This is a genomic window from Halorubrum vacuolatum, assembly GCF_900188065.1.
In the GTDB taxonomy this organism is placed as follows: domain Archaea; phylum Halobacteriota; class Halobacteria; order Halobacteriales; family Haloferacaceae; genus Halorubrum; species Halorubrum vacuolatum.
The window spans coordinates 15286-37916 of record NZ_FZNQ01000022.1 but is presented as its reverse complement, the minus strand read 5'-3'; the positions used below and the strand labels follow the sequence as shown (position 1 = coordinate 37916).

Genomic DNA, 22631 nt, shown 5'->3' with positions numbered 1-22631 from the left:
GAGGCGCATACCACCCTCCCCATCTCATCCTACGGTGATAGTTTCGGCGATTAGCCCTACGTCACGCGATTCTCTCGCTTATCCGAATACGGATGCTTCGGCAACAATCGCTTTGACGGGGGTGGATTCGTAGAAGAGGACGCGGTCGCCTGGCGAAGCGCTTGTGAATGCGTCGAACAACCGTTTCTTGTTGCCTTGGTCATTATATGCAGTGTAGAACACATCCCCACCGTCATCGATGTTCTCAACGGACCAGATTGATGGATTCGCGGTCGCCCAGAAGTAATTCGTCGCTGTAGGTTGATCGATGTTCGGCAGTTCGATACCACTTTGATCGAGAATGTAGTCACCGGCCTCAGTTGTGAGATGGCACAGGTACGCTTGGATTACGTCTCCGTTTTTATCGAGGGGATAGCGTTCCTGTGCTTGTCTCATTTCTGGGCTATCGAGTGTGTTGCGGAGCTCATCGAGCGCCAGAGGATCGTCGAGGTGGGTTGTATCGACATCCACACGATAGTACTCACCACCCTCCATCTCGGTTTTTTGTGCGTCGCTCGTCACGACGGATACTGCCCGAATTGCCTGGTCAGTGTAGTGAAAGGTGACGTCACCCGGGTCGAGGACAGTCAAGTCACGCTGCCATTTCGTGTCTTGGGAGCGGAGGTATTCCTCTTCGAGTTCGATATCTCGTTTCTGATTCACCCAGTAGTACGAGGTGTCAACGGGCTCCGGTTCTGGGCCGGGGCCGTCATGCTCTGGTACGTCTCGTGGTTCTGGGTCCGGTTCTGAAAGGGACTCGTTGCTTTTCTGTTCGATAATTTCCAAGTCGTCGAGTACGTCATCACCATACCGATCGAAGAGTTTGTACCGAAGTTCGTGAAAGCAATTGTACGCGACAAGAGTCCGATTGTCAAACTGCTTCGGTAAGTCCCAGCCGCTGACGTCGATCGCATCATCTACGGAAATGGTGAAGATCCATTCAACGTGACGAACGTCCTGATGTGTGTCGCTTTCACCCTGATTTGCAAATTCAATCCACTCGTCTTCGGTCGTACGGTACTCGTATCCCCCTGGTTTGAGGATGCCTCTAGGTTCGACAACGCCGATCCCGAGGAGTTTCGAATGTCCAGCCTTTGCAACGACGAGATCACCTGGGGACATGCGATCGATGAGAATACGTCCTTGCTCCCCGAGTTCGTCGGGTGAATCGAGCGACGAAACAGGCCCATACCCGGACCCCATGGAAATGATGTTTTCCTCTTGCCAGCGCGGCCATAGGACTTCAGGATACCCGTGTTCGCGGGTGCCAGGTTGTGCCTGCCAGTACCGGCGTTTCTCGTCATGCTGTGCAGCAGCAGTCCAGTGATTATCTTCCTGATAGATCCAGTTGAAAAACCAGTCCAAATCTCGGAAGTGGGGTCTGAACTCAAATTCGTCACGAACGGCCAGATATGTTTCCCGTTCGTCGAGATAGTCCTCTAATTGACCGCTGACGTCTACGTCGAAACATAGTGCCATCCCCTTGCGGGAGCGACCATTAATTACCGGAAAGACTTGTGGTGCGAGGTAATGGAGAATCGGGGACATCCGGCCGGATTGAACCCGGTGGAATTCGATGGCGACGAGGTCTTCAACTGCATCGATCAGCGCAGATTCGTCTACAGGATCAACGTTATGGATGAGGCGTGCGAAGCAGTTATGCAGTGATCGTTCTGCTTCCTCCGAGTTGTCTTCATCAGGATCACCAACCTCGATCGCTGGGTCTTGCATCGTCGAACCGACACTGCCCATGGGACGCTTGATTTGTTGCGTGATCCGTTCGATGTCTTCGGTAGGCAGGTCGAGATCCCGGACTAATTCTCGACGTTCTTCGATCGATGGTCCATCATCTGGATTTTGACACAAGTGGAACAATGTTTGGAGTTCCTGCCCCCCAATACGGTCTGTATTATCGACCAAGCATCGAACGAGGTCACGGACAACCACAGTCGTTGTTTTAGCGGCTTGCTGGAGGTCTGGCCATGGAGATGTTTTACGAGAATCATATAATGTTTTCCAGAATAGAGCTTGGTAGTATGCGTCGTCGCCGGAACTGAGCATGCATCACTTTTCTCATGCTACAAAATAAGTAGGTTAGGGTGATCGTCTCGTCACATGAAAGTTCGGTGTGCGAGCCATAGGAGACATCTTTTCCCGATGGACTGATTGAACTTGAACCGGTAGAATCCGATAATGCAGCGGTTCGTCGTTGGAGATCGCGTCCGCATCGATATCCCGGATGAGACCGATCCGGATCATGAGGTCTATCATGGAACGCACGGACTGGTGATCGAAACACTCACTGATGCGGGAGACGCGATGACTGGCGACAAACGCGACCGTCTTCTATACCGAATCGAGCTCGACTCCTGGGAGACAGCTGACTTCCGATGGCAGGATTTGCGGCCACCAACTGACGAGTGATTTCGACCTGATGCAGTTATTGAATTAAATACTGAAGAAACTCTATTGTCAAAGTACTAACTACACGCGTTTGGCAGATGCCGCTGTCCCAGGATTTCCAACGTTTCGTTGCAGCGCTGTTTCTGTTCTACCTTATGAAGCGACCCGTAGACCCTATGAGTCAAACCAAGGAAGTAAATTTCAGATATCTATAGATAAATACTACACTCTATCCACTGATCATCGACTTTTCCTTCCTCAGTGACTGACCTTTTTAAGTATCGGTATATTTTACCACGATTGCGATGTCAACGGATGCAAACGACTCTGATCCAAGCACAGACACTATCAAAGAGAAACGGAAGACAGTCCTCGACGAAGTAGAAGAACTTCGGCAAGATGTAAAAAAAGAAACTGGGAGTGAACTTGCCTATATTAAAACAAATATCAATCTCGCCAAAGATGAGCTGTTGAATGACGGTGAATATAATTACTGTGTGCGGCTCGCACTAATTCAGCTGAACAGGGCAGTAGTGCATGAGGAGGGTCGAGTTGCAACTCTCAAGCGTATTGAGGATTTTCGAGACAAACTTGCAGAGAAAGCCGCGTTACCGCCCCGAGATCAGGTAACACGGTAACGCTGTCGGAGCTTCTTTTGTTTTAATACAGACTCTACCAGATTCTTATGATGATGTCTTCGGTTTGTGGATGATGTCACCCTAACTCGGTCAAGAGTAGAACACAACTGGACGTCGTTCTCCACCGTACTCGTCATCGGGGAGATGTTCAGCAAGGTCATTCCGATCGGCCTCGCCGAGAAGCTGATCGAGCACGTCGATAGCGGACGCCCGAAGCAGGGGCTTGTTGTCATTTCCGCAGTTTTCATCGAAGGTGCAGGCGGGACAGCCGTTGGACTGGCCGCAGCGACAGTCGGAGAGTTGGTCGCGGGCCCGTTCGGCGAGTGCTTCAAAGTTGTCGTAGATCGCGCGAGCAAAGCCGAGGCCGCCGTCTACCGCGTCGTAAATGAACCAACCTGAAGCGGTTCGAACGGCGAGATCCTGCGTTCGCTGTTCAAGTGCGTGGGCAGCTGCTTCGAAAGATTCTCTGATCGAGTCGGCTATCTCGTCGTAGTCGGGATGGGTGTAGTGAGTATCCATCACAAGCGTGGCGAGCCCGCCGAGGTCGTTCTTGTCCACCCGAAGTTCGAGGGGTGCGGTTTGAATCGTGGCGTGCTCGGCGGCGTGGAGCCCGGCGATGTATCCAAGGTGGGCGATGTCCGTTTGGTCGGGATCGACGCCGGTTTCGACGCCATAATTTTTGTATTTCCGGACGAGTGCGGTTTCCACGTCTTCAGGGACTTCAACCCAGCACAGTTGCGTGTCCATCAAAATTGGCGGGACGTTCGTGGGGATGCCTTGCTGTTTGGGTTCGCTGTTGCCGATATAGAGCTGATCATAGGAGTGGTGATGAACGAGGACGGTTCCGCGTCCGAAGTGAAGTGTAAAGCCGTTGACTTCGCGTGATTCTTCGGATTCGGCGTCGAGGACGTTGACCTTGTTGCGAGTGCGGGTGTAGTACTCACAATCGACTGGCTTGAGTTCGATGGTGGGCTGCGCTCGGTTTTCATCGATGTTGACAACCTCGAACTGCTGGCCGTTCAGAAGTCTGACCGCGCCTTCGTGGTAATCGCGGTAAGCTCGGTTCTGTTCGACTGGCTCAAGGTCTAGATCTTCCGAGAGTCCACAACGGTCGCGGTCAATGTCGCCAGCGAGCGTGAGATGGTAGTCAGTTTCAGTCGTCCCGTAGAGGTTGACTCGGGTTTGTGGGCGACTGGGGCCGCAGTAGTGAACGGCGGCATCCAGATAACCGTCTACGAACCCGGCTTCGCGCCACATCTTCACAGCAGCGCGGAGACGGTCTTCGTCAGCGAACGTGTCGATGTCGGCTTCATCAAGTGCGATTTCGTCGGCAGCGGCCAGGACGTGCGTTGCGAATACGGTGTTGTTCGAGGTGTCTACGACGGCGTCTTCGACGTCGTTTTCCAGGAGGTACTCGGGATGGGTGAGGATGTACTGGTCGAGAGTACGGTGGTCACCAACGAGGACAGCGAGGCTACGGCTGGCTTCTCGGCCGGCGCGACCGATGCGTTGCCAGAAGGCTTGTCGCTGACCGGGGTAGCCCATAAGGACAGTCGCGTCGAGGTCGCCGATGTCGATGCCGAGTTCGAGCGCGGAGGTCGTAGCGAGCCCGGTGAGCACGCCGGTTTTGAACTGGTGTTCTCGGGAGTGGCGTGTGCTACGACCGAGGCCAGCGTTGTAGGCTTCGCGGCCGACTGTCGTTGACTGATCGTACACCCGCGGGTTGTTACGCCGGTGCTCGTCGGCGCGTTGAATGCTGAGTTCGGTGAGTTTCCGGCTCGGGCAGAACAGGAGCGTACGGATGTCGCGGGACGTGAGGTGGTTGAACACTTTCGGTGCTTCAACGCTCGCCGGGACGCGTTCTGCGACGAACTCCCCGTCATCAGTGTCCGTCTCTTCCGGACCTGCGTCGGCTTCGATGTCAAATACGTCTTCTTCGGGGGTCGAGTCGCTGGTTTTGTCCCGTGGTGGTGGATTCCAGAGGGTGAGTTCGCGCGGACCGTGCGGTGAGCCGTCGTTGTCGATGACTGTGACCGGTTCGTTGATGAGCTCTTCCGAGTGCTCCTCGGGGTTACCGATCGTTGCGGAGGTGAGGATGTACTGCAGATCCCCACCCCAGTAATCAGCGACGCGTTGCATGCGACGCAGGATCCAGGCGACGTGCATACCCTGGATGCCAGTGTAGGTGTGTGACTCGTCGATGGCGACCAAATCAAGAGCGCTGTAGAACCGGCTCCACTTGTCGTGATGTTCGAGATAGATGTTGAGCGCAGCGAAGTTCGTGAGGATAACGTCGGCTTGCTCACGGATCTCGCGGCGACCGCTCTGCGTGTCGCCATCGTAGATCTCGACGCGGATGTCGAGCCCGAGTTGCTCGTATAGGTCGTCGAGCGCCTCCTTCTGGTCTTTTGTGAGCGCCTTCATCGGATAGACGCACAGGGCGGTCGAGGCGTCGTTGTTGTCGGCCGCTCTGCTTCCGTCGGCGTTCAGCACACCAGCGTCGAGGAGATTTCGGGCGATTTGCAACCCGTAAATGTGGGTTTTCCCGCTGGATGTGGAAGTGGTGACAGTGACGTTGTCGCCAGCTTCGAGTGCGTCGAGTGCATCAGCCTGGTGGCTGAACAGATCGTACGGGTATGGCTCTGCGAGTTCTGGTCGAAGGACATCGGCCGCCGGAGCGGTGTCTGCTGACTTCGCTGGCTGCTCGATGGTTTCGAGATACTCCGACTCCGGGGTGAGACTGGTTCGGGGGAACGTGTCGATGAGGGTTGCTACGTCGATATCGGTTCCGTGTGTCGTGTCGGGAGTGGTGGTATCGTCACTCATGGTTAGAAGTCGGTGAGGCCTGCTTGTTGGCCGGATGCACCGCCTGTTCCGCTGTCGGTCACGTCGCGGCGGGGTGCATCGAGGATAGCATGGTAAACGTGCCAGAGTGCTCGGCAATCGTCTTCGCAGTACTGTTCGTGTCTTTCCCAGTCTGGTTCACTGGCTGACCCCTCCGGGTTCCGCATGAACGCCTGATAGGCGGCTGCCGTTTGTGCGCCGGTGAGACCCGTGCCGGCGGAGTCGTAGCCGAGGGCGCGGGCGACGTGGTCTAGCTTGTTTGTTCGCCCGGGAAGCAGCGCGTTCTCGTCGCGGATTGCCCACTTGTACAGATCGTATGTCCAGACGTCGTCCCAGGCATCCACGTATTCGGGGAGGTATTGCTGGAGGAACTGCGTGATGTATTTATAATCGAACTTGTGCCCGTTCCACGCCAAGAGGGTTCGATCGTCGTGGTTTGCGAGCAGCCACGTGATGAAGGCTTCGAGAACTGGCTCCGGGTCTGTGGGGTCATCTTTCTCGACGAACGCTTGATGCGTGTCGGTCGCCGGGTCGTAGACACCAAACTGCCAGATGATAGTCGGTGACAGGCCGTCCGTTTCGATGTCAATGCAGAGCGGCGGGCGGTCATCGCGGGTTTTGACAGGCGTTTTGTTGGTTAGCACGAGCGGCTCGGCGGAGTCGAGCACGTCGGCGTGTGCGTGGATTCGTTCAGCGGTCGTTCGTCCGATGCCGGAGAGGTCCGTCAGGTCACTGACGGCGAGATTTCGAACGTCCTCGACGGTCCGACATCCGCTTTGCTGTAACCGTGTGGCGGTTGCCTGTCCGATGCCGTTGAGGGCTCGGAGACCGAACTCATCGGGATCTACGGCTTCCGCTGCGACTCGTCCGTGTGTCGTGCATGCATACTGGGCGAACTGTGATCCATCCCGTTCCGTCGCGCCGAGTCCAGCGACTGGGACCGTAACGGCGGTGTGGTCGTGTTGTAAGTCCCATTCGTGGTAGTATTCTGCCGGTTGGCCGCCAGCGAAGATCGTAACCGGTTCAGGGAGTGCGGCCGCGAGTGCAGCAAGGTCCGCAGCGCTGGGAAGCGTGGTCGAGAGGGATGCTGCGTCCCACTCTACGGTAAGTTGTGGGACGATTACGAACGTGGCAGCGTCGCTGCCAGTGTGACGCTCGTCGGAGATCAATTGTGCGTGGAGTCGTCCAAGGAGGTCACGGGTTTGGACGGCGATAACGTCGATCGTTTCAGCCGGTGGGGCACTATTCGGTGCCTCGTGGAGACCGGTGTCGGCGGTGTATCGATAGTGCTGGATGTGGCGACCTCCCTGGGAAAGCTGTGGGTGGACTACCGGAGAGTTCGAAGCGGTATCGCGGACTGATGCGTGTGCCTTGGGATTTCGAGGACCGGGAATCGTGATGAGATCAGGGTCGAAGTATTGAACGGCGTCTCGAACCGCGGGTTGTGAAACGTGTTCGAGCGTGATTGACGGGAGTGTGAGCAACTCGAACGTATCGGACTGGATATTCGCGGAGGAGCTTTGTTTCGTCATACTACGAGCGGGTAGGGGATGGCTGTCTCGTGGACTGTATTCGATGACTGGTGCTGAAACAGCTGCACCTGACGGACGCGTCGTGATGATATGAAAGATCCGCTGAGCGCTCGTAGTCGGATATGCTCAAAAGCGCGTTACAGTGATCCCTACGCATGTCAGTACCCGTTGAGCGTGCCCTGAAATTCAGTTGGATCTCGGTATTTATCGATGATTTCGTCTGTCAAGTACCGCATTGCTTCTGCCTGGATCGGCATTTCTATTTCGCGCCCGTAGAGGGTGATCCGGCCGGTATCATCGAATCCAACATCAACATGTACGTTGCGGTGTGGAAGAACGACGCGAACTTGCTCGAATGGATCCGCCAGATGCTGGTCCCACCAGTCAGTATCGCGGAGGTCTCCCCGGTCATGCGCTGAAATGTGATCCGGCCCTTCGATACTGGTCGGAGAGACATCGACGCGCTGCACTCGGTTCGATTCCTCGATGACCGTTCGAAGGTCATCCTCATCGAATTCCAATGTCTCAAGCTTCACATCATTGTCCAGGACCGCTGTTGACGTTGTGAGGATTTCCTGCTCGACTTTTTTAGTGCTCTTTTTTTATGGCGATGTACCCGTTTTGCAGGACGATGACTTCGTAGCGCTTGGCGTGTTTCGTTTCGACCGGACCTTCGAGTGTCATTCGGTCGTAGTACGTTTCTCGTCCGTATTCTGCCCAGCATAGCCCATCAGCTCCTTCGGTGAATGTCTGTGGAAGCATTCCGCTCCGAAGCTCGGCATCGGAATTGAACGCCGAGGTGGCTTCGATCCTCTCTTTGAGCGATTCGATGGCGATAGTGTCGTCCGGTATTGGTGCGAGCTTGTAGCTAGGCATTATATTCTGCCTCCTGGCTAATTCGGCGCTGAACGAGCGGTTCGATCGTCTCTGTTACGCGATAGAATGCCCGCCTCCCTTTCCGATCCCGTTCTACAAATCCTATCTCGTTCAGCTCGCGGAGATGGTAGGAAATTGTGGACTTGTCTCGATGAAGCTCGTCCACCAGCGTGCCAGGTTGCACGCCGCGTTCATCGGGAAGCTGAAGAATCTGTTTGAGGACGGTCAATCTCGCCTCCGACAGATCCTGTACCCGCGCACTTGCGTTACTCAGATTGAGCCGATCAGCAGCTGCGTCCGTCGCTGAAATATGTCCTGGCACCAACTCCTTGTGGTAGGCTTCTCGAAGTGACTCCAGCGCAAGGAGATGAATCAATCGGGGGATACCGTCGCTAAGTTCGTGAATCCGCTCCTCTGTTTTCGACGGCAGAGCGAAGTTGTCTTGGGAGATGTAGTCGTAGATGACTCGGAGAGTTCCCTTCGTTTCAGACTGTGTAAATGACCGGAGATGTACCTCCTTCGCGGGTGAGAAGACATCTCGAACTTGATCCTGGTTGACGCCCCATCGTTCCGGTGTCCAGGTAGTCACGAACAACCCAGCGTCAACGGCGTCGCGGAGCTCTCGAAGTGATGTTCGAATTCGCTTATCTAACCCGCAATCGTCAATACACACGATTGGGGTAGTGAGTTCGGCAATTTGACGGCTGTACTCGTCGAGAAGGAATCCGTCTTCGGTCTTCTTGCCGAGGCGGTTCGCTTCAAGTAGTTTTGTATCGATGTCATCGTCAACCTCGGAAAGAAGGCCGATAACGGTGTGAAGTAACTGTGTTTTCCCGATTCCGGACGGGCCGATAACGGGGATGTGATGCAGATCTTGTCTGGTTGTAACGAAACCTGCATACTCTGCAATATCCGTCACGTCGTCTTGATTGACGGATTTGGTCGGGTTCTCTCGGAAAAACTCCGTGACCTTGTCGCGGTCCACGCGACTGGGATCGAAACCGTGGTTCTCCAGCCAGACGTTGTAACTGCCGACGTGGCCGTCTCGCCCACGTTCGAAGGCCTCCTGAAATCGTTTTTTCTTCTCGTCGCCGTTGGTCGGGTCCATCAGTTCCAACGCCTCAAACTATCCTGCTAACCCAAAACTATTAAAACTTGTTAGACGAACCGTGGTAGTGTCAAAGGGAACATGCTGACAGTCACACACATTGCCGATACACACCTTGGCCACCGGCAATACGGGTTGAAACAGCGAGAGGATGACATGGTATCGACCCTGCAAGCCGCGCTTGGGGACATGGTGGAGCACCACGATACGGACGCTATCGTGTTACCCGGGGACTTGTTCCACTCCAGGGACCTCCGCCCGAAGGTCCTGCATCAGGCCGAACAGCAACTCAGTCGCGTTCCAGACGATGTGCCTGTGCTGGTCTCACGAGGCAATCACGACGAAAACCTGACGCCACGAGACGTCACGTGGCTAAACTACCTCCACCAGCGCGGGCATATCGTGTTCCTGAAAGCCGATCTGTCGGCCGATCCTGATACCGTTCGGTTCGAGCCGTACGACCGCGAAGATCCAGGGAACTACGCGGGCTTTTACGATATCGAGAGCGAGGCGTTCGATGGCCCCGTTCGCGTGTTCGGACTACAGTGGCGGGGTGCGAAGACGGATCGAGCGCTCCAACAAGTGGCGAACGGGATTCGCACAGCGAATGAACTTCACGGCGAGCCAGCGTTCACAATGCTGCTGGCGCATTTCGGTATGGAAGACGAAGTTCCGACGCTGGGCGGGACAGTCACTCACGCCGAACTGCGGGATGTGAAAGAAGTTGTCGATTACCTCGCGCTCGGACACATCCACAAGCGGTACAAGGCCGGTGAGTGGATTTACAATCCAGGCTCACCGGAGGCACACAGCACCCGCGAAGGTCGTGATGAGTGGGAGCACGGTTACTACTCGGTCGAGCTTTCGCCTGGTGAGAGCGGCGCTGGTGGGGGGGGAGTGCAGCTTTGAGATAGCACACCACGAGACCAAGCGCCGACCGTACTACCGTATCGAGTTCGACGTGACCCCACACGACTCGCCGGGTGAACTCGAATCAGCGTTCCGCGAGCAGATCGAGGCCGAGGTCGGAGCTGTCCAAGAATACTGTCAGCAACCGAAATACACGGCTGAAGGTGAGCCGCGTCGGCCGATTCTTGACTTACGGTTCACGGGGACACTTCAGTTCAGTCGTGGCGACTTCCGGACTGACGAACTCGCTGCGTATGCTGAAGAGGCGTGTGATGCGCTGTACGTGCAAGAGAACGCAGGTGGAATCCGGACGGCAGATGTGCAGCAACTCATCTCAGAGATCGATGAAGAGGACGTGTTCAAGGATGGGCAATTGAACACAGCGGCGTTGGAAGACCAGGTGTTCGAGACGATTGCGAAAGAGTCGATGTATGCTGAGAAGGCAGAAGACGTCGCAGACATACTGGGGAACGCTCACGAAATGGCGCAGGCCGAGGAGGCGGTCGAGGACATCTCTGATACGGTCAGCTCCGCACGACGGGACCTGTTCCCCGAATTAGCCGATAACGTAGTTGTCGATATCGACGAGGACCCCTTCCGTGATGAGGAGGAATCAGATGCGCCGGAGGAGAGCAGTGACGAGGAACGTCCTGCCGACGATGACCGTCCAGAGGAGGTGACTACCCAATGAAGATTCAACAGGTCGCGTTGGAAGACATCAAATCCTACGAAGGCCGGACTGAAGTACCCATTGAGGGGGGTGTAACGGCAATCCTCGGCGAGAACGGGGCTGGGAAATCGACGATCCAGGAAGCGATCGGGTTTGCGCTGTTTGATTCCCTCCCACGGCGTGTCAACATCAAGGACTTCGTGCGAGAAGGGGCGAACTCGGGGACTGTTGAGGTGGTGTTTGAGCAAGAAACCCAGAACGGGACCGAGCAGTTCAGAGTAACTCGGTCGGCCGGACGCTCCAATTATGGTGTGCATCGGTACGACCCCGAGACTGAGGAGTGGGTCGATCAGGATATCGACTCGAAGAAAGAATTGATTCGCTGGTTGTGTGCCCGATTCGACGTCGCGGGCAAAGATGAGCTACAGGGGTTGTGGGAGTCATGTATCGGTGTACCACAGACACGCTTCCTGTCCGATTTCGCGCAGCGGCCAGGCAATCGAAAGAACACGTTCGATGCGTTACTGAATCTCGATGCGTATGAAGAGTCGTGGGAGGCACTGAAGGACATCCCGGACGCAATCGAAAAACAGCAGCGGGATCTTCGTGACGATATCATCGGTCTCACGACCGAAGTACAGGGTCTTCCAGACGAGCGGAACACCGCAGAGTCACTCGCTGCGGAGGTCCAATCACTCGAAGCCGAAATCGACCGAAAAAGCGGCGAACTGGAACAGAAGGAGTCAGAATACAATGACTTGGAATCGATCCAAGAGGAGATCGAGGACCTCAACCAGGCGATCAAGTCTCTAAACCAAGAGATTAGTGCGACCGAGAGCAAGTTGAAAACCGCTGAAGAGGAACTTGAAGCGGCCGCGGATGCTCAAGAGAAGTGCGAGGCGAATCGTGACGAATGCCGCCGTCATCGGGAGGCAAATGACCGACTCGATGAATTAGAGAAGCAGGAAAAGAAGCGTGACGAACTCGAAGCAAAGTGGGATGAGCAGGAAGACACGATTCAAGAAATAGAGTTCGAGGTTAACCAACTTGAGTCGGATTTAGAAACGTTAGAGTCGGCTCAAGAAACGCTGAAAACCCGTGAAGACGAGAAAGAGCGATACGAGGAACTGGATGATCGGATAGAGTCGTTGCGAGACCGCGAGGACGAGGTCGAAGAGTTAGAGCAGCGTGTCGAAGAGCTCACTAGTGAAATCGACGAAAAGAAGAGCGACGTCGAGTCGTTGCAGACGGAGATCACGGAAATCAAGAAGGAGTGGGACGAGACCACTAACCCCGAAGAGCTCACTGCTGAGATTAATGAGCTGGAAGTCGAGCGCAAGCAACTCAAATCGGAGCGTGCGCGACTCGAAGAACAGTTGGAACGGTTACGCGATACGGACGTCGATGCGCCGTGTCCGACCTGTGACCGGCCGCTGGACGAAGAACATCGGTCCGAGACGATCGAGGAGCGCGAGGATAGAATTGAAGAAATCAAAACCCAGCGTGAGAAACTCGGTGACGAACTCAGCAAATTACGTGACCGCCGTGAGGAAGCGCAGGAAGTCAAGGAACGTGTTGGAAAAATCCCTGTTCTGCGGGAGCGGATTGATTCGCTCGAAGAGGATGTCGGAGACCTGGAGTCAGAAAAGGAAGAAACGACGAAAGAGAGAAAGGCGCTGGAAGAGGACTTAGCAGAGCTCCCTGAACTCAAATCAGAACGCGACGAGTTGGAAGAAGCGCACGAAGAGTACCGAAAGGCCGAGGTCCGAGTGGAAGACCTCAGCGACGTCCCCGACCGATTGGAGACCAAACGCGAGAAATTACGGGATGAACGAGAGGCCCTCGAAGAAATCGAAGAGGAGCTAGCCGAGTACGAGGGTCTCGACGATGAGTTAGCTGAGGTCAAAACAACGATAGAAGAGACCAAGTCGGGATACCAGACCTACATCAAGCACGAGCAGCAAGCCGCCCAAGTTGAGGAGCGGCGAGAAACCGTCGAGGAGTTGCAGTCCGAACTGGAGGGGCTTCGAACGGAACTCGATGAGACGGAAACCGAACTCGAAGAGGCGGAGGAGTCGTTCGATGAAGACCGAATGGAAACGCTCGGCTCCGAAATAGAGGACCTCAAGAGCGATCTTGCGGGCGACCGTCGGACACTGGAACACAAAGAGGACGAGCTAGAGGAGGTCCGCGAGGAGGTCGAACGGTTAGAGTCGAAATTGGAGGAGCGCCAGGAGAAGCTCCAGCAGTTGAAAGAGTTGAAAGCGGACCAGCAGTTCGCAGAGTGGGTCCGGGAGAACGTCCGGGAAGCCGGGCCGAAGATGCGCGAAATCATCACGGATCGACTCGGGGCACGTGCTAACGAGTTGTTCCGATCGATCCGTGGCACATCCACTGAGACGCTAGAGTGGACGAGCGATTACGAGATCCTCGTTCACGACGCGGATGTGCGGAAGTCGTTCTCGACCCTGAGCGGCGGCGAAAAAATGGCGGCTGCGCTTTCGGTCAGGCTTGCCATTCTCGAACAGCTCGCGTCGGTCGGGATCGCATTCCTTGACGAGCCCACGGCGAACTTGGACCGGCAGAAGAAGCGGAACCTCGTGATGCAATTGAAGCAGTTGGATAGCTTCGAGCAGCTCACAGTCATCAGTCACGACCAGACGTTTGACTCGATGACGGACTACACTATCTCTGTGAGCAAGGACCAGCAGGCGTCGGAGGTGACCGTGAACTGATGACGATCAACAAACACGATGTCGCTGCCGAGTTAGAGTCGAGCGTCGAGACGATTGAGGCGTATCTGGAAGACGAACCGGGAATCGCTGACCGGTATAAAGACGCGTTCCAGCGCCTACCCAAGGAATGGTCGAGTGAGGAGATCCGTGCCGCCCTACGAGATACCTCTTATCCAGGAGCGTACCCAACTGACGAGTTCGACCAGATTGACAGCATTGTCGTTCCCCATACGGAGAGCGATGCGTGGGATAATCACGAAGAGGTCAATGAGTGGGCACGTGACATCCTTCGTGACGTTCCCGTCATGGCTGTAGACGGGTCACAGTTACCCCCCACGACTGAATTCAACGTTCCGCTCGCGTATGTTCAGGCAGCGTGGTCGGTCAACTATCACCACACAGAAGGGCGACTCGACCGTGGCGTCGAAGGTCGGTTGCTGACACCCGATGAGGTTACGCGGGAATCAGACGATGGAGACTACAGATTCGTCGATTCACAACTCGTCGGACATCACCGGTTCGAACACGAAGGAGGGTTGCTCATCGATCAAATCGTCGAACTTGCCGAGGCCCGTGAGAGCGATGACATCGAGCACACGCCGGTCGTCTTCTACGACGGTCCGCTGATCGCTTCGTTTGCGAACCCGTTGAAGCCGGAGACCCGCGAGCGGTACATTTCGACGCTCAGTCGCGTGATTGCGGCGAGTCAGCACCATCGAATTCCGTTGGTCGGGTACGTCGCTGGATCGAACGCAACGGAGTTAGTGAAGATGACACGGCTTCTGTTGCGCGAGGAGTTCGGGACGGATCGCGTCATTCCGGACGCACACGTCCTGACGGACTTGATGAGTCCGTGGGGAGATACGACGATCCCGTTCATCTCGAAACGCGATGGGAGCATCGATGCCTTACAGACAACGTACGAGGGCAAGTCGTACGAGTTCCGTGATGACATCCTTTTTACATACCTGAACGTTCCGCCCGGGGCAGGTCTCGATCGGATCGAGTTTCCTGGCTGGCTTTGTCAAAGCGATGGGCCCGATGGGTATGATTCGATGTACGAGTACACCGTTGAGATCGTGCGTGCTGAAGCAGGAATCGGACGAGGGTATCCGGAAATCCTCCAGCAAGCAGACAGCGACGCAGTTCTCGACCACCAAGACCGGCAACAATTCCACCGGATCGTTCAGCGGTGGGCCGAATCCAACGATGTGCCGGTCGAGTGGAATGCCAAGGCACTGAGCAAAGAACTCCGCCGACGATGACAGCACACCATGGAACAACTGACGAGAGCATAAAGCGGCCAATCACCCTCAACCACCGAACGAACACATGACAGACCAAACAACAGAGATGGAGACCGCGAATGTCGATTCGTGCGTCCAAATCGGGAGTATCGTGTCTTCGAACAGCCACCTCGATTACGTCGTTGAGGTGTACAAAGATCGTGATTGCGAGCGTCCGCCGAAACTCAGCGAACGCGAGTTCGGCCAACCAGTCTTCATTAAAAAGACGATTGATGGGACGGAACACGCGGTGATGGGCGTGATCTACGATACACAACTGGTCGATCCGGACCAGGGACGAACCGGACCGCGCCTAGCCCAGGACGATCAAGCCCAGTTCACTCCCGGATACATCGAAGAGCGCACGACCCTAGCTGGCGTCGCACTCCTCGGGACTGCAACGGTCAACGAGGATCGGACCATCACTGACCCCACGCATCGCATGCCTCGCTGGACGCTCGAAGTAGACGATACAGTCTATCATTGTCCGGACGAAATTACTGCGTCGTTCCACACCATCGACGGTCAAATACAGTTGGCATACATTGACCGCCTCGTCGATATCGCAGGCGATCTCGGTGCCGAAGTTATCGTCGCCCTGATTGACCGACTGCGGAGTGTCTTGCCGAACGAAGATCCAAATCAACGCGTGTTGGACGTCGTTGAGCAAAACGTTGAATGGCAGGCACACGAGCGACGGGGGGTGGTATAATGCCGGGACACGAGGAAGTGATCGGGACGGTCGCCGGTCCGGGCGAGGATCCAAACGAGTTCATATTCGTAACTCCGGCCGACCAGCCGATCAAAACGGGCGAGTTCATCACCTACGACGTGACAGTAGACGGCGAGAGTCGGTCGGTGTTTGCCCGGGTGACGAACCGAGAACTCATTCGGGGACTCCCAGAAGGGTTCCTTGCAGATCCGGAAGTTGGACCCGAAACAGTCGCTGCTACACTCGGAGTACCAACTGACGATACGGAACTGTACCGGATGACAGCGACGGTCATCGGGTTCTACAATACCAATATGGAGACCTTTGCCAACCCGCGGCAGCTTCCGGACCCAGGAACACCACTGTCGATCGCACCGGATGGACAACTCGAAACGGTGCTCCCAAACCTCGGATGCGACACGGTCGAGACCGAAGTAACCCAGCTTGATGGCGTTGCCCATATCGGGTGGTTGCTGAACCGACCTGAGCGGGCAACGAACATTCACATCCCCATCGAAGAATTCGCCTCAACGCATCTGGCAATCCTCGCGGCCACAGGGAGCGGGAAGTCCTACACAGCGTCGGTATTGATCGAAGAGATGATGCGCCCGACGTCGCGGGCGTCGCTCCTCGTGTTTGACCCGCATGGCGAGTACGACACCTTGGCCGAGATGCAAGGTCACGAATCCTTCCGCGAGGAAGACGGATACGAACCGGACGTCGTCTACTACGACCCTGAGCGCCTCCAAGTCCGGATTTCCGAACTGGAGATTGGCGACGTCATGGCGATCTTGGACAACCCGAGTAACCGGATGCAGGACCGCCTCTCGACGGCATGGCGCTCTATGCAGAACCAAGAAAGCGAAACGTGGGGCATCGATGATCTTATGACTGAAATGCGGAGCGAGTTCGGCGGTAATGACGCCAGCGTCGGCGCATTGGAGTGGCGGCTTCGACGATCAATTCAGCGTAACGACTTGTTCGATCCAGAGGAGAACGTTCCGCTTGACGAAATCATCGACCCGGGACAGTGTACCGTGCTCCAAATGGATACACTCGACCGCCGCGATCAGCAACTAATCACAACGGTCCTCCTGCGCCGTCTCTATCGGGAACGGCTCAACGATGTTCGTGGTCGGGAATCCGAGGTTGAGCACCCGGTCTTCGCCCTGTTCGAAGAAGGGCATCGATTCGCTCCGACATCGGGTGACGCTCCCTCGCTCGGAATTATGCGGACGATCACCTCTGAAGGCCGTAAGTTTGGGTTCGGGCTCGGTATTATAAGTCAGCGACCATCGAAGATCGACCAGGACGTTCTCTCCCAGTGCGGGACGCAGATTTCGATGAAAATCCGGAATCCGAACGACCAAGACGCGATTAAAAAGTCCGTCGAAGCCGCTGGCGAAGACGTTCTCCGCGAACTTCCTGGGTTGACACCAGGGCAAGCGATCGTCTCCGGTGACGCGATGAACACACCAGCGCTGATTCAGGTGCGACCCCGGCGAACGGAACACGGTGCTGGTAGCCTAGATGTCATAGACAAGTGGCGAGAAGCCTACGACGCTCGTCAGCGCGAACCGACGCGTTCTGAGAGCGCGGACTTCGGAGAGGGCGATTCGACGGGGGTGCAAAGCCTCGACTGATCAGGGGGAAATGATGAAGCCAAGCCAAGAACACTGCGGAGCCGCCCTGCAGGGTGCGAGCCTGGAGAAACCGCGATAAAAGCAACCCTCAAATCACTGAACACGGCACCAACAATGGACGAAATCACAGCGAACATTTCGTTTGACAAGTTCGCGGACATGCCCGAGTTCTACGGTTCCGGTGCAGCCGGCTACCGTCTGACAATGGTGAAACAGCGAGAAGACTTTTTGGAGCTCTTCGAGGGTGCTCGTCACGTTGATGCAATAACGTACGCTGAGACACCGGAGTTGATGGTTCGGATGCTGACGGAGTACGATGTCGGTTCACTTGACGTACTCGTGGGGAACGCCGACGATTACGCCAATCAGGTTGATGACGTTTCGACGGCACGGTCACTCGTTCGGCTCCGTCAGGATGACCGGTTGACGATTCGGCTGAAGAATCGGAAGATCGTCCACTCCAAAATTTACCGGATCGTGATGCCGGATGACACGGTGAAACTAGTTCATGGGTCGGCGAATCTTTCAGTGAACTCATGGGAGTATCACACGAACCAGGTGTCGATATTCACGACGGAAGTCGGAACAGAATTAGATGAGGAGTTTGCGGCGTTCATCGATGAATACCGGGAACGCTACAGCAATCAGACGCTCCTTGAGGGCTTGGTTGAAGCGCTCGAAGAGGCAGATTCTCCCGAAGAGCGAGAAGACCGTATCGAATACTGGGTCGGAACTGGCGACCTAAATATGAGCGATACGGCCGCGCTGAACCAAGACGCGACGGAAGACCTGAAAGATATCGCCGACCAGGTCACGGCTGTCGTGGACGATCCCGAGTCAGCCGATGAAACTGTGGCCTTCATCGATGAACCGGAGAAGGCCGACCGGACAATCATCGAGCCTGATGGCGCAGATGAGGACGGCGACACCGGTGACGGCAACGATTCAGCCGATGAATCCGGAGACAAGGAGGCAGATGAAGAATCTCCTGATGTCGGTCTCGTTGAATCTGATCACGAGACGTCGCTCACGGATACGCTAGATCGACCTCGGGTTCGCACGCCAGAGGAGAAAATTCGGATGGGGACGAGTAAGATCGATAAGGATGTCGCCGATGAATTCGGAGCCAGTCTCCGAAATCGGGGAGCAACGGTCGAGGATCACAGCATCACAGCACCCCTGAGTGCGTACAACAGCCAGGTCCGAGAATCGACCAAGATCCCGAAAATGTCCGTTATCCCTGAAGCTGATCAGGTTGTCCTCGGCGATGAGGAAGACATGATCTTGGTGGCAACCGATCCACCGACCCCGGAAGTGCTGGATCACTGCCTCGCCACTATCGAAGCGTACGTCGAGACGGTCCGGGACCACGGTTACACCCAGACGCCCGACGCGGTGATGGCCCAGATGTACGAAGCCTTCCTCTACGGGTTCTGGGCTCCGTTCGCTAATCAGTACGCAAATGAGCTCTCTTCCCCCTCACGGACGCTTGACAACGTCCTTCAGCATCTGTACATCGAAGGTAACAGCGATGCTGGAAAAGACAAGCTCACTGAGTACATCCTACGGTTACTATCAGACAACACTGTCGTGTCCGGTGTCGATGCTGACGATGTGGGTGTCGAGGAGATTCGTGGTATTCGGGAATGGGACACGTGCTTCCCGTATGCGATCATCGACGCCGAAAAGAGTAAAATCGAGAAATGGAGTCCGATTCGGAACTACTGGGGTGATTGGACACCAACCAGTGTCGATCAGCCCTGCCTGATTTTCACCACTAACGACGCACTCCCCAAATCGGAGTTTCGGAACCGGATGAAAATCCTCAGCATGGATGTCTCGTTCCCATCGAATCCTGAGGATCCCGGATTCCACGACGCTCAAGAGGATTTGGCGGAGGTGCTTGAACGAGAAAATCCCATTTTCAGCTATGTCGCTCGTCGGATGCTCACCAAGCAGCCCTGGACTGAAGGGAGCGGTACTGTCGAAGATGTCCGCCGAATCTTCTGTGAGTTCTACGAAGAGGCCGATCGAAAACAGCCGGAGTACTTCCCTGCGGATCAACCGGCAGAAAAAATGTACGACACGGGCCGAATAAAGTGGCAGCGAGACATTCAAGGTGGTCGCGTCACTTTCGAGTCGGAACCCGACGGGATCAATGCTGATTTCGACCGCGAGGACTGGGAGGTCTACGATTACGAGAAGCGGCTGGACAAGCGATTCATGTCGGATAAGTCCGGGACAAGTGTCTATATCGGCGCGCCTGAGGAGTTCGCCGAATGGGTCGGTTACTCAGTTGATGAACTACTGGACGGGCCTGCGGAGGTCGATGGGACTACCGACAAGGCGTCTGAAGCAGAGGTAACACCCGACGGAGATGAGTCGCGGGGAATCCTTTCGAGGTTGCTTGGTGGCTGAGCTCTCTACAATGCGGCGCAATACGTTGTCACGAGGAGTGTCGAAGGTGGTGGAATCACCCTTGAATGAGGCCGTGTCGCTTTGCGATATACAGAGTCAGCTCGGCTCCTGAGATGGGATATTCGACTTGATAGATGAGGCAATGACGAGTGAGTTGGAGTGATGCGGAAGTGGTGTCCGGAATGAGTGGTGTGATATCCCGGAGCCGATCAATTGAGATGGTGAGTGATGACGCGCTCCCACAGATGCTGCTGATTTGTTCGTCAGGAACCGAGTACGAGAATGAATCACTATCGTCCCCGGCCTTAGCAGAAAATTCAACCCGTCGCGCATCTGGGACCACACTGACATGCATTTCTTCTCCGACGAGATTTGCTACCTGGACGGCGCGATCGAACGGCCGGTGTTGGATCGAGACTGTGGTTACGGCATCATAGGACGGTTTATCGAATACCCGATAGACAGGTGTTATTGATGGGAATCGGTATCTGAGACCAGCAGACTGGAGAACCATTGTGGCATCGGTCGTTTCGAAGGGGAAAGAGACGGAAACCTCCTCACTGGTACCTACGTCCAGGAAGTTTTTGATGGGTTCAAGACGGATCCAGAAACTGCTTGACTTGCTGGTGAGCAAAGAATCCACGGACTGTGGTAGGAGTTCGTAGTTCATATACGCGGTTTTGTCCTCTGATTGAACGCGTAGTCGGACCAGATTTGGGCCAACATCGACACAACAGTCCCCGATTTTTCGCACGGCTAATCCAGGGCGGATCGTCTCACGGAGGGTCGTGGGAGCTATGTGAATGGGCATTACGAATGTTCCAACAGGTACGTGAGTGCGGTGGGGCGAGTTGGTCCGCGAAAAGCGAGGTTCCGGATGACTTCGAGTAGCTCCTTCTGAGTAGTGTCGAGTTCGAGCCCGTTATTCGGTGCGGGCACGGTGTTAACGATCTTGTACAGGTTGTAGAACAGGACGGACATATGGAAGTAGAAGGATTTCCGCGCTGCTTTGTCCGTATCGGTGGAGACGTCGAACGCGTTCTTGGCCATTCGAAACATCGATTCGATTTTCGCTCGCTGATTGTACCGGAAATTGATCTGCGTGATCAGCTCCTTCTGTTGTTCTTTGTCGGACGGAACATCCATGTCAGTGTAAAATGCCCGTACTGGTCCGACAGTATCATCTGTGCTCCCAGAGTATCCGATCAACCGAACGGGAGGGTGAAGATTCTCATATCCTGCGTCTTGGACAACAGCGGTTCCGCCAGGTTTGAGTTCTTCACGGAGCTCTGCATAGTCGTCGTCGCGGGTGTCGCTGTAGTCTTGTGCAAGGATTACCCAGCGACCTGGAACGAACGCCCGGCAGGCTTCGATGTCTTCCCGGCCATCAAATCCTCGATCGGCCATCAACAGTTCTACATCCGCCATTGAGGTCAGGCTTCGAAGGAAGTTCTTTAGCACGCGTGCCCGCTGCGCTTCTGATTTGAGCAGTCGGAGTCCGAATGCGAATTCGAGATCAGGGTCTGTGAATGAAAGGGACACAAATCGCCAGCGGCCATCCTCGGTGAGAAATGACTCATCGTATTCCTCAAGTTCGAGACTTTGGATGTTCGTGAGGTCATACGAGATCAGAACAGGTCGGGATACGATCCCCGAGTCGATGACGTATTCGAGTAGCGCCTGATTGATGTCGTCGAACATTTCCTCGATCTGCCACAGGTATAGACCATCGATATGTTCACGAATGGTTGGTCCGCTGAATGCAGAATCGAGCTCGAACGAGTGCTGGGCAGTCTGATCGTAATTCTCGATGCTTTCTCCGTTGTACGCAGCATGGGCAAAAACTCCGAGTAGACTCCTGAGTTCCCGTGATTTATTGGCGCTTCGCTGAAAGTCAAGGTTCGAAACAACAATCTCAATCAAGTCCTCAGCAAGAGTATACAGCGCTAATTGTCGCGTCCCTCTAGAAAAATCGGACGCTGCAGGTCCCGCATCGTACGACAGATCATACTGATTTTTGACTGACTCTGGGATCGGAACTCCGTTCCAGAACAGCGCGTGAACAGTGATGAAGGTCGCTTCAATCAATAATTCGAACGTATCTTCCTTTCTCAGCTTTTTCGCTGCTTTCGTATACGTTGATGTCCCATAGGCCGTGTGTAGCCCGAAATCCTCGATTTCTTCAGGCGAGTACTGTGAAATATGCGTGGATAGTTCTTCAAATGAGTCGAGATTTCGGGCCACACGAATCATCAATGCACGTAACTTCGGGAGAGCAACCAGATTCTCATTTAGCCCTGCAGTGTCCAGCGCTAATTCAGCGACGTCACACAGCGCTTCATCGAAAATCCGATCCACACATTCGTCGCCATCGGTCTCGTCACTACAGGGTTCGTACTTGTTTTCTCGTGCCATCGCTACGAGCAATGGTTTCTGTAGCTCAATCTCAGATCGTCCACCATTAGGGTGTGAAATGACGATGTCGTCGGTAGCGGAAGGATTGAAAGACGTAAATTCATCTACACGGTCTTTGTTCGCGTGTCTTGTCATCGACGCAAACTGATCGGTATGGGTGGCCATGATTTGGGTAATTTTACTTAATGGATCTGGTTACGCATAAAGACTTGCCAGGAAAGAGGTGAATTCGAAAAGGTTTCTCGTGATTTTGTTCTATCCGATAATCTTCAAACACCGGCCACTTGAATTACCCCAATGCCGAAACCGTAGCAGAGAGGGTCTAAAACCCTGAATCGTAAGTTTGATTAGGGTGAATATGATTCTGAAGTACGAAAATTCAGCACATAGATGGCCCAAAAAG

The 22631-nt window shown here is 55.0% G+C and carries 18 protein-coding genes; 10 read left to right on the top strand and 8 right to left on the bottom strand.

Annotation, left to right across the window (positions count from 1 at the left end; translation table 11 throughout):
• Positions 1 to 78: 78 nt before the first annotated feature.
• Positions 79 to 2100, bottom strand: coding sequence for a hypothetical protein (locus CHB65_RS17530; protein ID WP_179213678.1), 2022 nt, complete (start codon positions 2098 to 2100; stop codon positions 79 to 81).
• Between the two features lie 132 nt (positions 2101 to 2232).
• Between CHB65_RS17530 and CHB65_RS14440 the strand changes: the two genes are divergently transcribed.
• Both CHB65_RS14440 and CHB65_RS14435 read left to right on the top strand, forming a co-directional pair.
• On the top strand, positions 2233 to 2463 hold the full coding sequence (locus tag CHB65_RS14440) for a hypothetical protein (RefSeq protein ID WP_089385740.1): 231 nt from the start codon (positions 2233 to 2235) through the stop codon (positions 2461 to 2463).
• Positions 2464 to 2747: 284 nt separating this feature from the next.
• On the top strand, positions 2748 to 3080 hold the full coding sequence (locus CHB65_RS14435) for a hypothetical protein (RefSeq protein WP_089385739.1): 333 nt from the start codon (positions 2748 to 2750) through the stop codon (positions 3078 to 3080).
• A 90-nt stretch (positions 3081 to 3170) separates the two neighbouring features.
• Here CHB65_RS14435 and CHB65_RS14430 read toward each other — a convergent pair whose 3' ends face one another.
• Positions 3171 to 5906, bottom strand: coding sequence for a DEAD/DEAH box helicase (locus tag CHB65_RS14430; RefSeq protein ID WP_089385738.1), 2736 nt, complete (start codon positions 5904 to 5906; stop codon positions 3171 to 3173).
• A 2-nt stretch (positions 5907 to 5908) separates the two neighbouring features.
• Positions 5909 to 7093, bottom strand: a complete 1185-nt coding sequence (locus CHB65_RS14425; protein WP_218818959.1) for a ribonuclease H-like domain-containing protein — start codon at positions 7091 to 7093, stop codon at positions 5909 to 5911.
• 6 nt (positions 7094 to 7099) lie between these two features.
• On the opposite strand from CHB65_RS14425, the gene CHB65_RS17645 reads away from it, so the two are divergent.
• Complete coding sequence (locus tag CHB65_RS17645; RefSeq protein ID WP_218818958.1) at positions 7100 to 7285, top strand: hypothetical protein; 186 nt, start codon at positions 7100 to 7102, stop codon at positions 7283 to 7285.
• 329 nt (positions 7286 to 7614) lie between these two features.
• Here CHB65_RS17645 and CHB65_RS14420 read toward each other — a convergent pair whose 3' ends face one another.
• Genes CHB65_RS14420 through CHB65_RS14410 form a run of 3 tightly spaced genes read right to left on the bottom strand, consistent with a single transcriptional unit; the run spans position 7615 to position 9449 of the window.
• Complete coding sequence (locus CHB65_RS14420; RefSeq protein WP_089385736.1) at positions 7615 to 7992, bottom strand: hypothetical protein; 378 nt, start codon at positions 7990 to 7992, stop codon at positions 7615 to 7617.
• Between the two features lie 52 nt (positions 7993 to 8044).
• Positions 8045 to 8332 carry a hypothetical protein gene (locus CHB65_RS14415; protein WP_089385735.1) on the bottom strand — a complete coding sequence of 96 codons (288 nt, stop codon included), beginning with the start codon at positions 8330 to 8332 and terminating at the stop codon, positions 8045 to 8047.
• Positions 8325 to 9449 carry a helix-turn-helix domain-containing protein gene (locus tag CHB65_RS14410; RefSeq protein WP_143420441.1) on the bottom strand — a complete coding sequence of 375 codons (1125 nt, stop codon included), beginning with the start codon at positions 9447 to 9449 and terminating at the stop codon, positions 8325 to 8327. The genes CHB65_RS14415 and CHB65_RS14410 overlap by 8 nt, the downstream gene beginning before the upstream one ends.
• Before the next feature lie 72 nt (positions 9450 to 9521).
• Here CHB65_RS14410 and CHB65_RS17640 point away from each other — a divergent pair, with 72 nt between their 5' ends.
• The 7 genes from CHB65_RS17640 to CHB65_RS14380 all read left to right on the top strand — a co-directional run bounded on the left by CHB65_RS17640 (position 9522) and on the right by CHB65_RS14380 (position 19813).
• A complete protein-coding gene (locus CHB65_RS17640) occupies positions 9522 to 10349 on the top strand; it encodes a metallophosphoesterase family protein (protein WP_218818957.1) in 828 nt (275 codons plus the stop codon).
• Positions 10312 to 11040, top strand: coding sequence for a hypothetical protein (locus CHB65_RS17635; RefSeq protein WP_218818956.1), 729 nt, complete (start codon positions 10312 to 10314; stop codon positions 11038 to 11040). The genes CHB65_RS17640 and CHB65_RS17635 overlap by 38 nt, the downstream gene beginning before the upstream one ends.
• On the top strand, positions 11037 to 13754 hold the full coding sequence (locus CHB65_RS14400) for an AAA family ATPase (RefSeq protein WP_089385733.1): 2718 nt from the start codon (positions 11037 to 11039) through the stop codon (positions 13752 to 13754). The genes CHB65_RS17635 and CHB65_RS14400 overlap by 4 nt, the downstream gene beginning before the upstream one ends.
• Entirely contained in the window at positions 13754 to 15019 is a 1266-nt protein-coding gene (locus tag CHB65_RS14395) for a DNA double-strand break repair nuclease NurA (protein ID WP_089385732.1), read from the top strand. Before CHB65_RS14400 ends, CHB65_RS14395 begins: the two co-directional genes overlap by 1 nt.
• Before the next feature lie 88 nt (positions 15020 to 15107).
• Complete coding sequence (locus CHB65_RS14390) at positions 15108 to 15752, top strand: hypothetical protein (protein ID WP_245809993.1); 645 nt, start codon at positions 15108 to 15110, stop codon at positions 15750 to 15752.
• The gene (locus CHB65_RS14385; RefSeq protein ID WP_089385730.1) at positions 15752 to 17395 is read left to right on the top strand and encodes an ATP-binding protein; all 1644 of its coding nucleotides are present in this window, start codon (positions 15752 to 15754) and stop codon (positions 17393 to 17395) included. Before CHB65_RS14390 ends, CHB65_RS14385 begins: the two co-directional genes overlap by 1 nt.
• Before the next feature lie 114 nt (positions 17396 to 17509).
• On the top strand, positions 17510 to 19813 hold the full coding sequence (locus CHB65_RS14380) for a phospholipase D-like domain-containing protein (RefSeq protein WP_089385729.1): 2304 nt from the start codon (positions 17510 to 17512) through the stop codon (positions 19811 to 19813).
• A 55-nt stretch (positions 19814 to 19868) separates the two neighbouring features.
• On the opposite strand, the gene CHB65_RS17630 is transcribed toward CHB65_RS14380, so the two are convergent.
• Together CHB65_RS17630 and CHB65_RS14375 are read right to left on the bottom strand one after the other, a co-directional pair.
• Positions 19869 to 20483 (bottom strand): beta clamp domain-containing protein, encoded by a 615-nt coding sequence (locus tag CHB65_RS17630; RefSeq protein ID WP_218818954.1) that lies wholly within the window; start codon positions 20481 to 20483, stop codon positions 19869 to 19871.
• A 140-nt stretch (positions 20484 to 20623) separates the two neighbouring features.
• Entirely contained in the window at positions 20624 to 22393 is a 1770-nt protein-coding gene (locus CHB65_RS14375; protein ID WP_089385728.1) for a hypothetical protein, read from the bottom strand.
• Positions 22394 to 22631 lie beyond the last annotated feature (238 nt).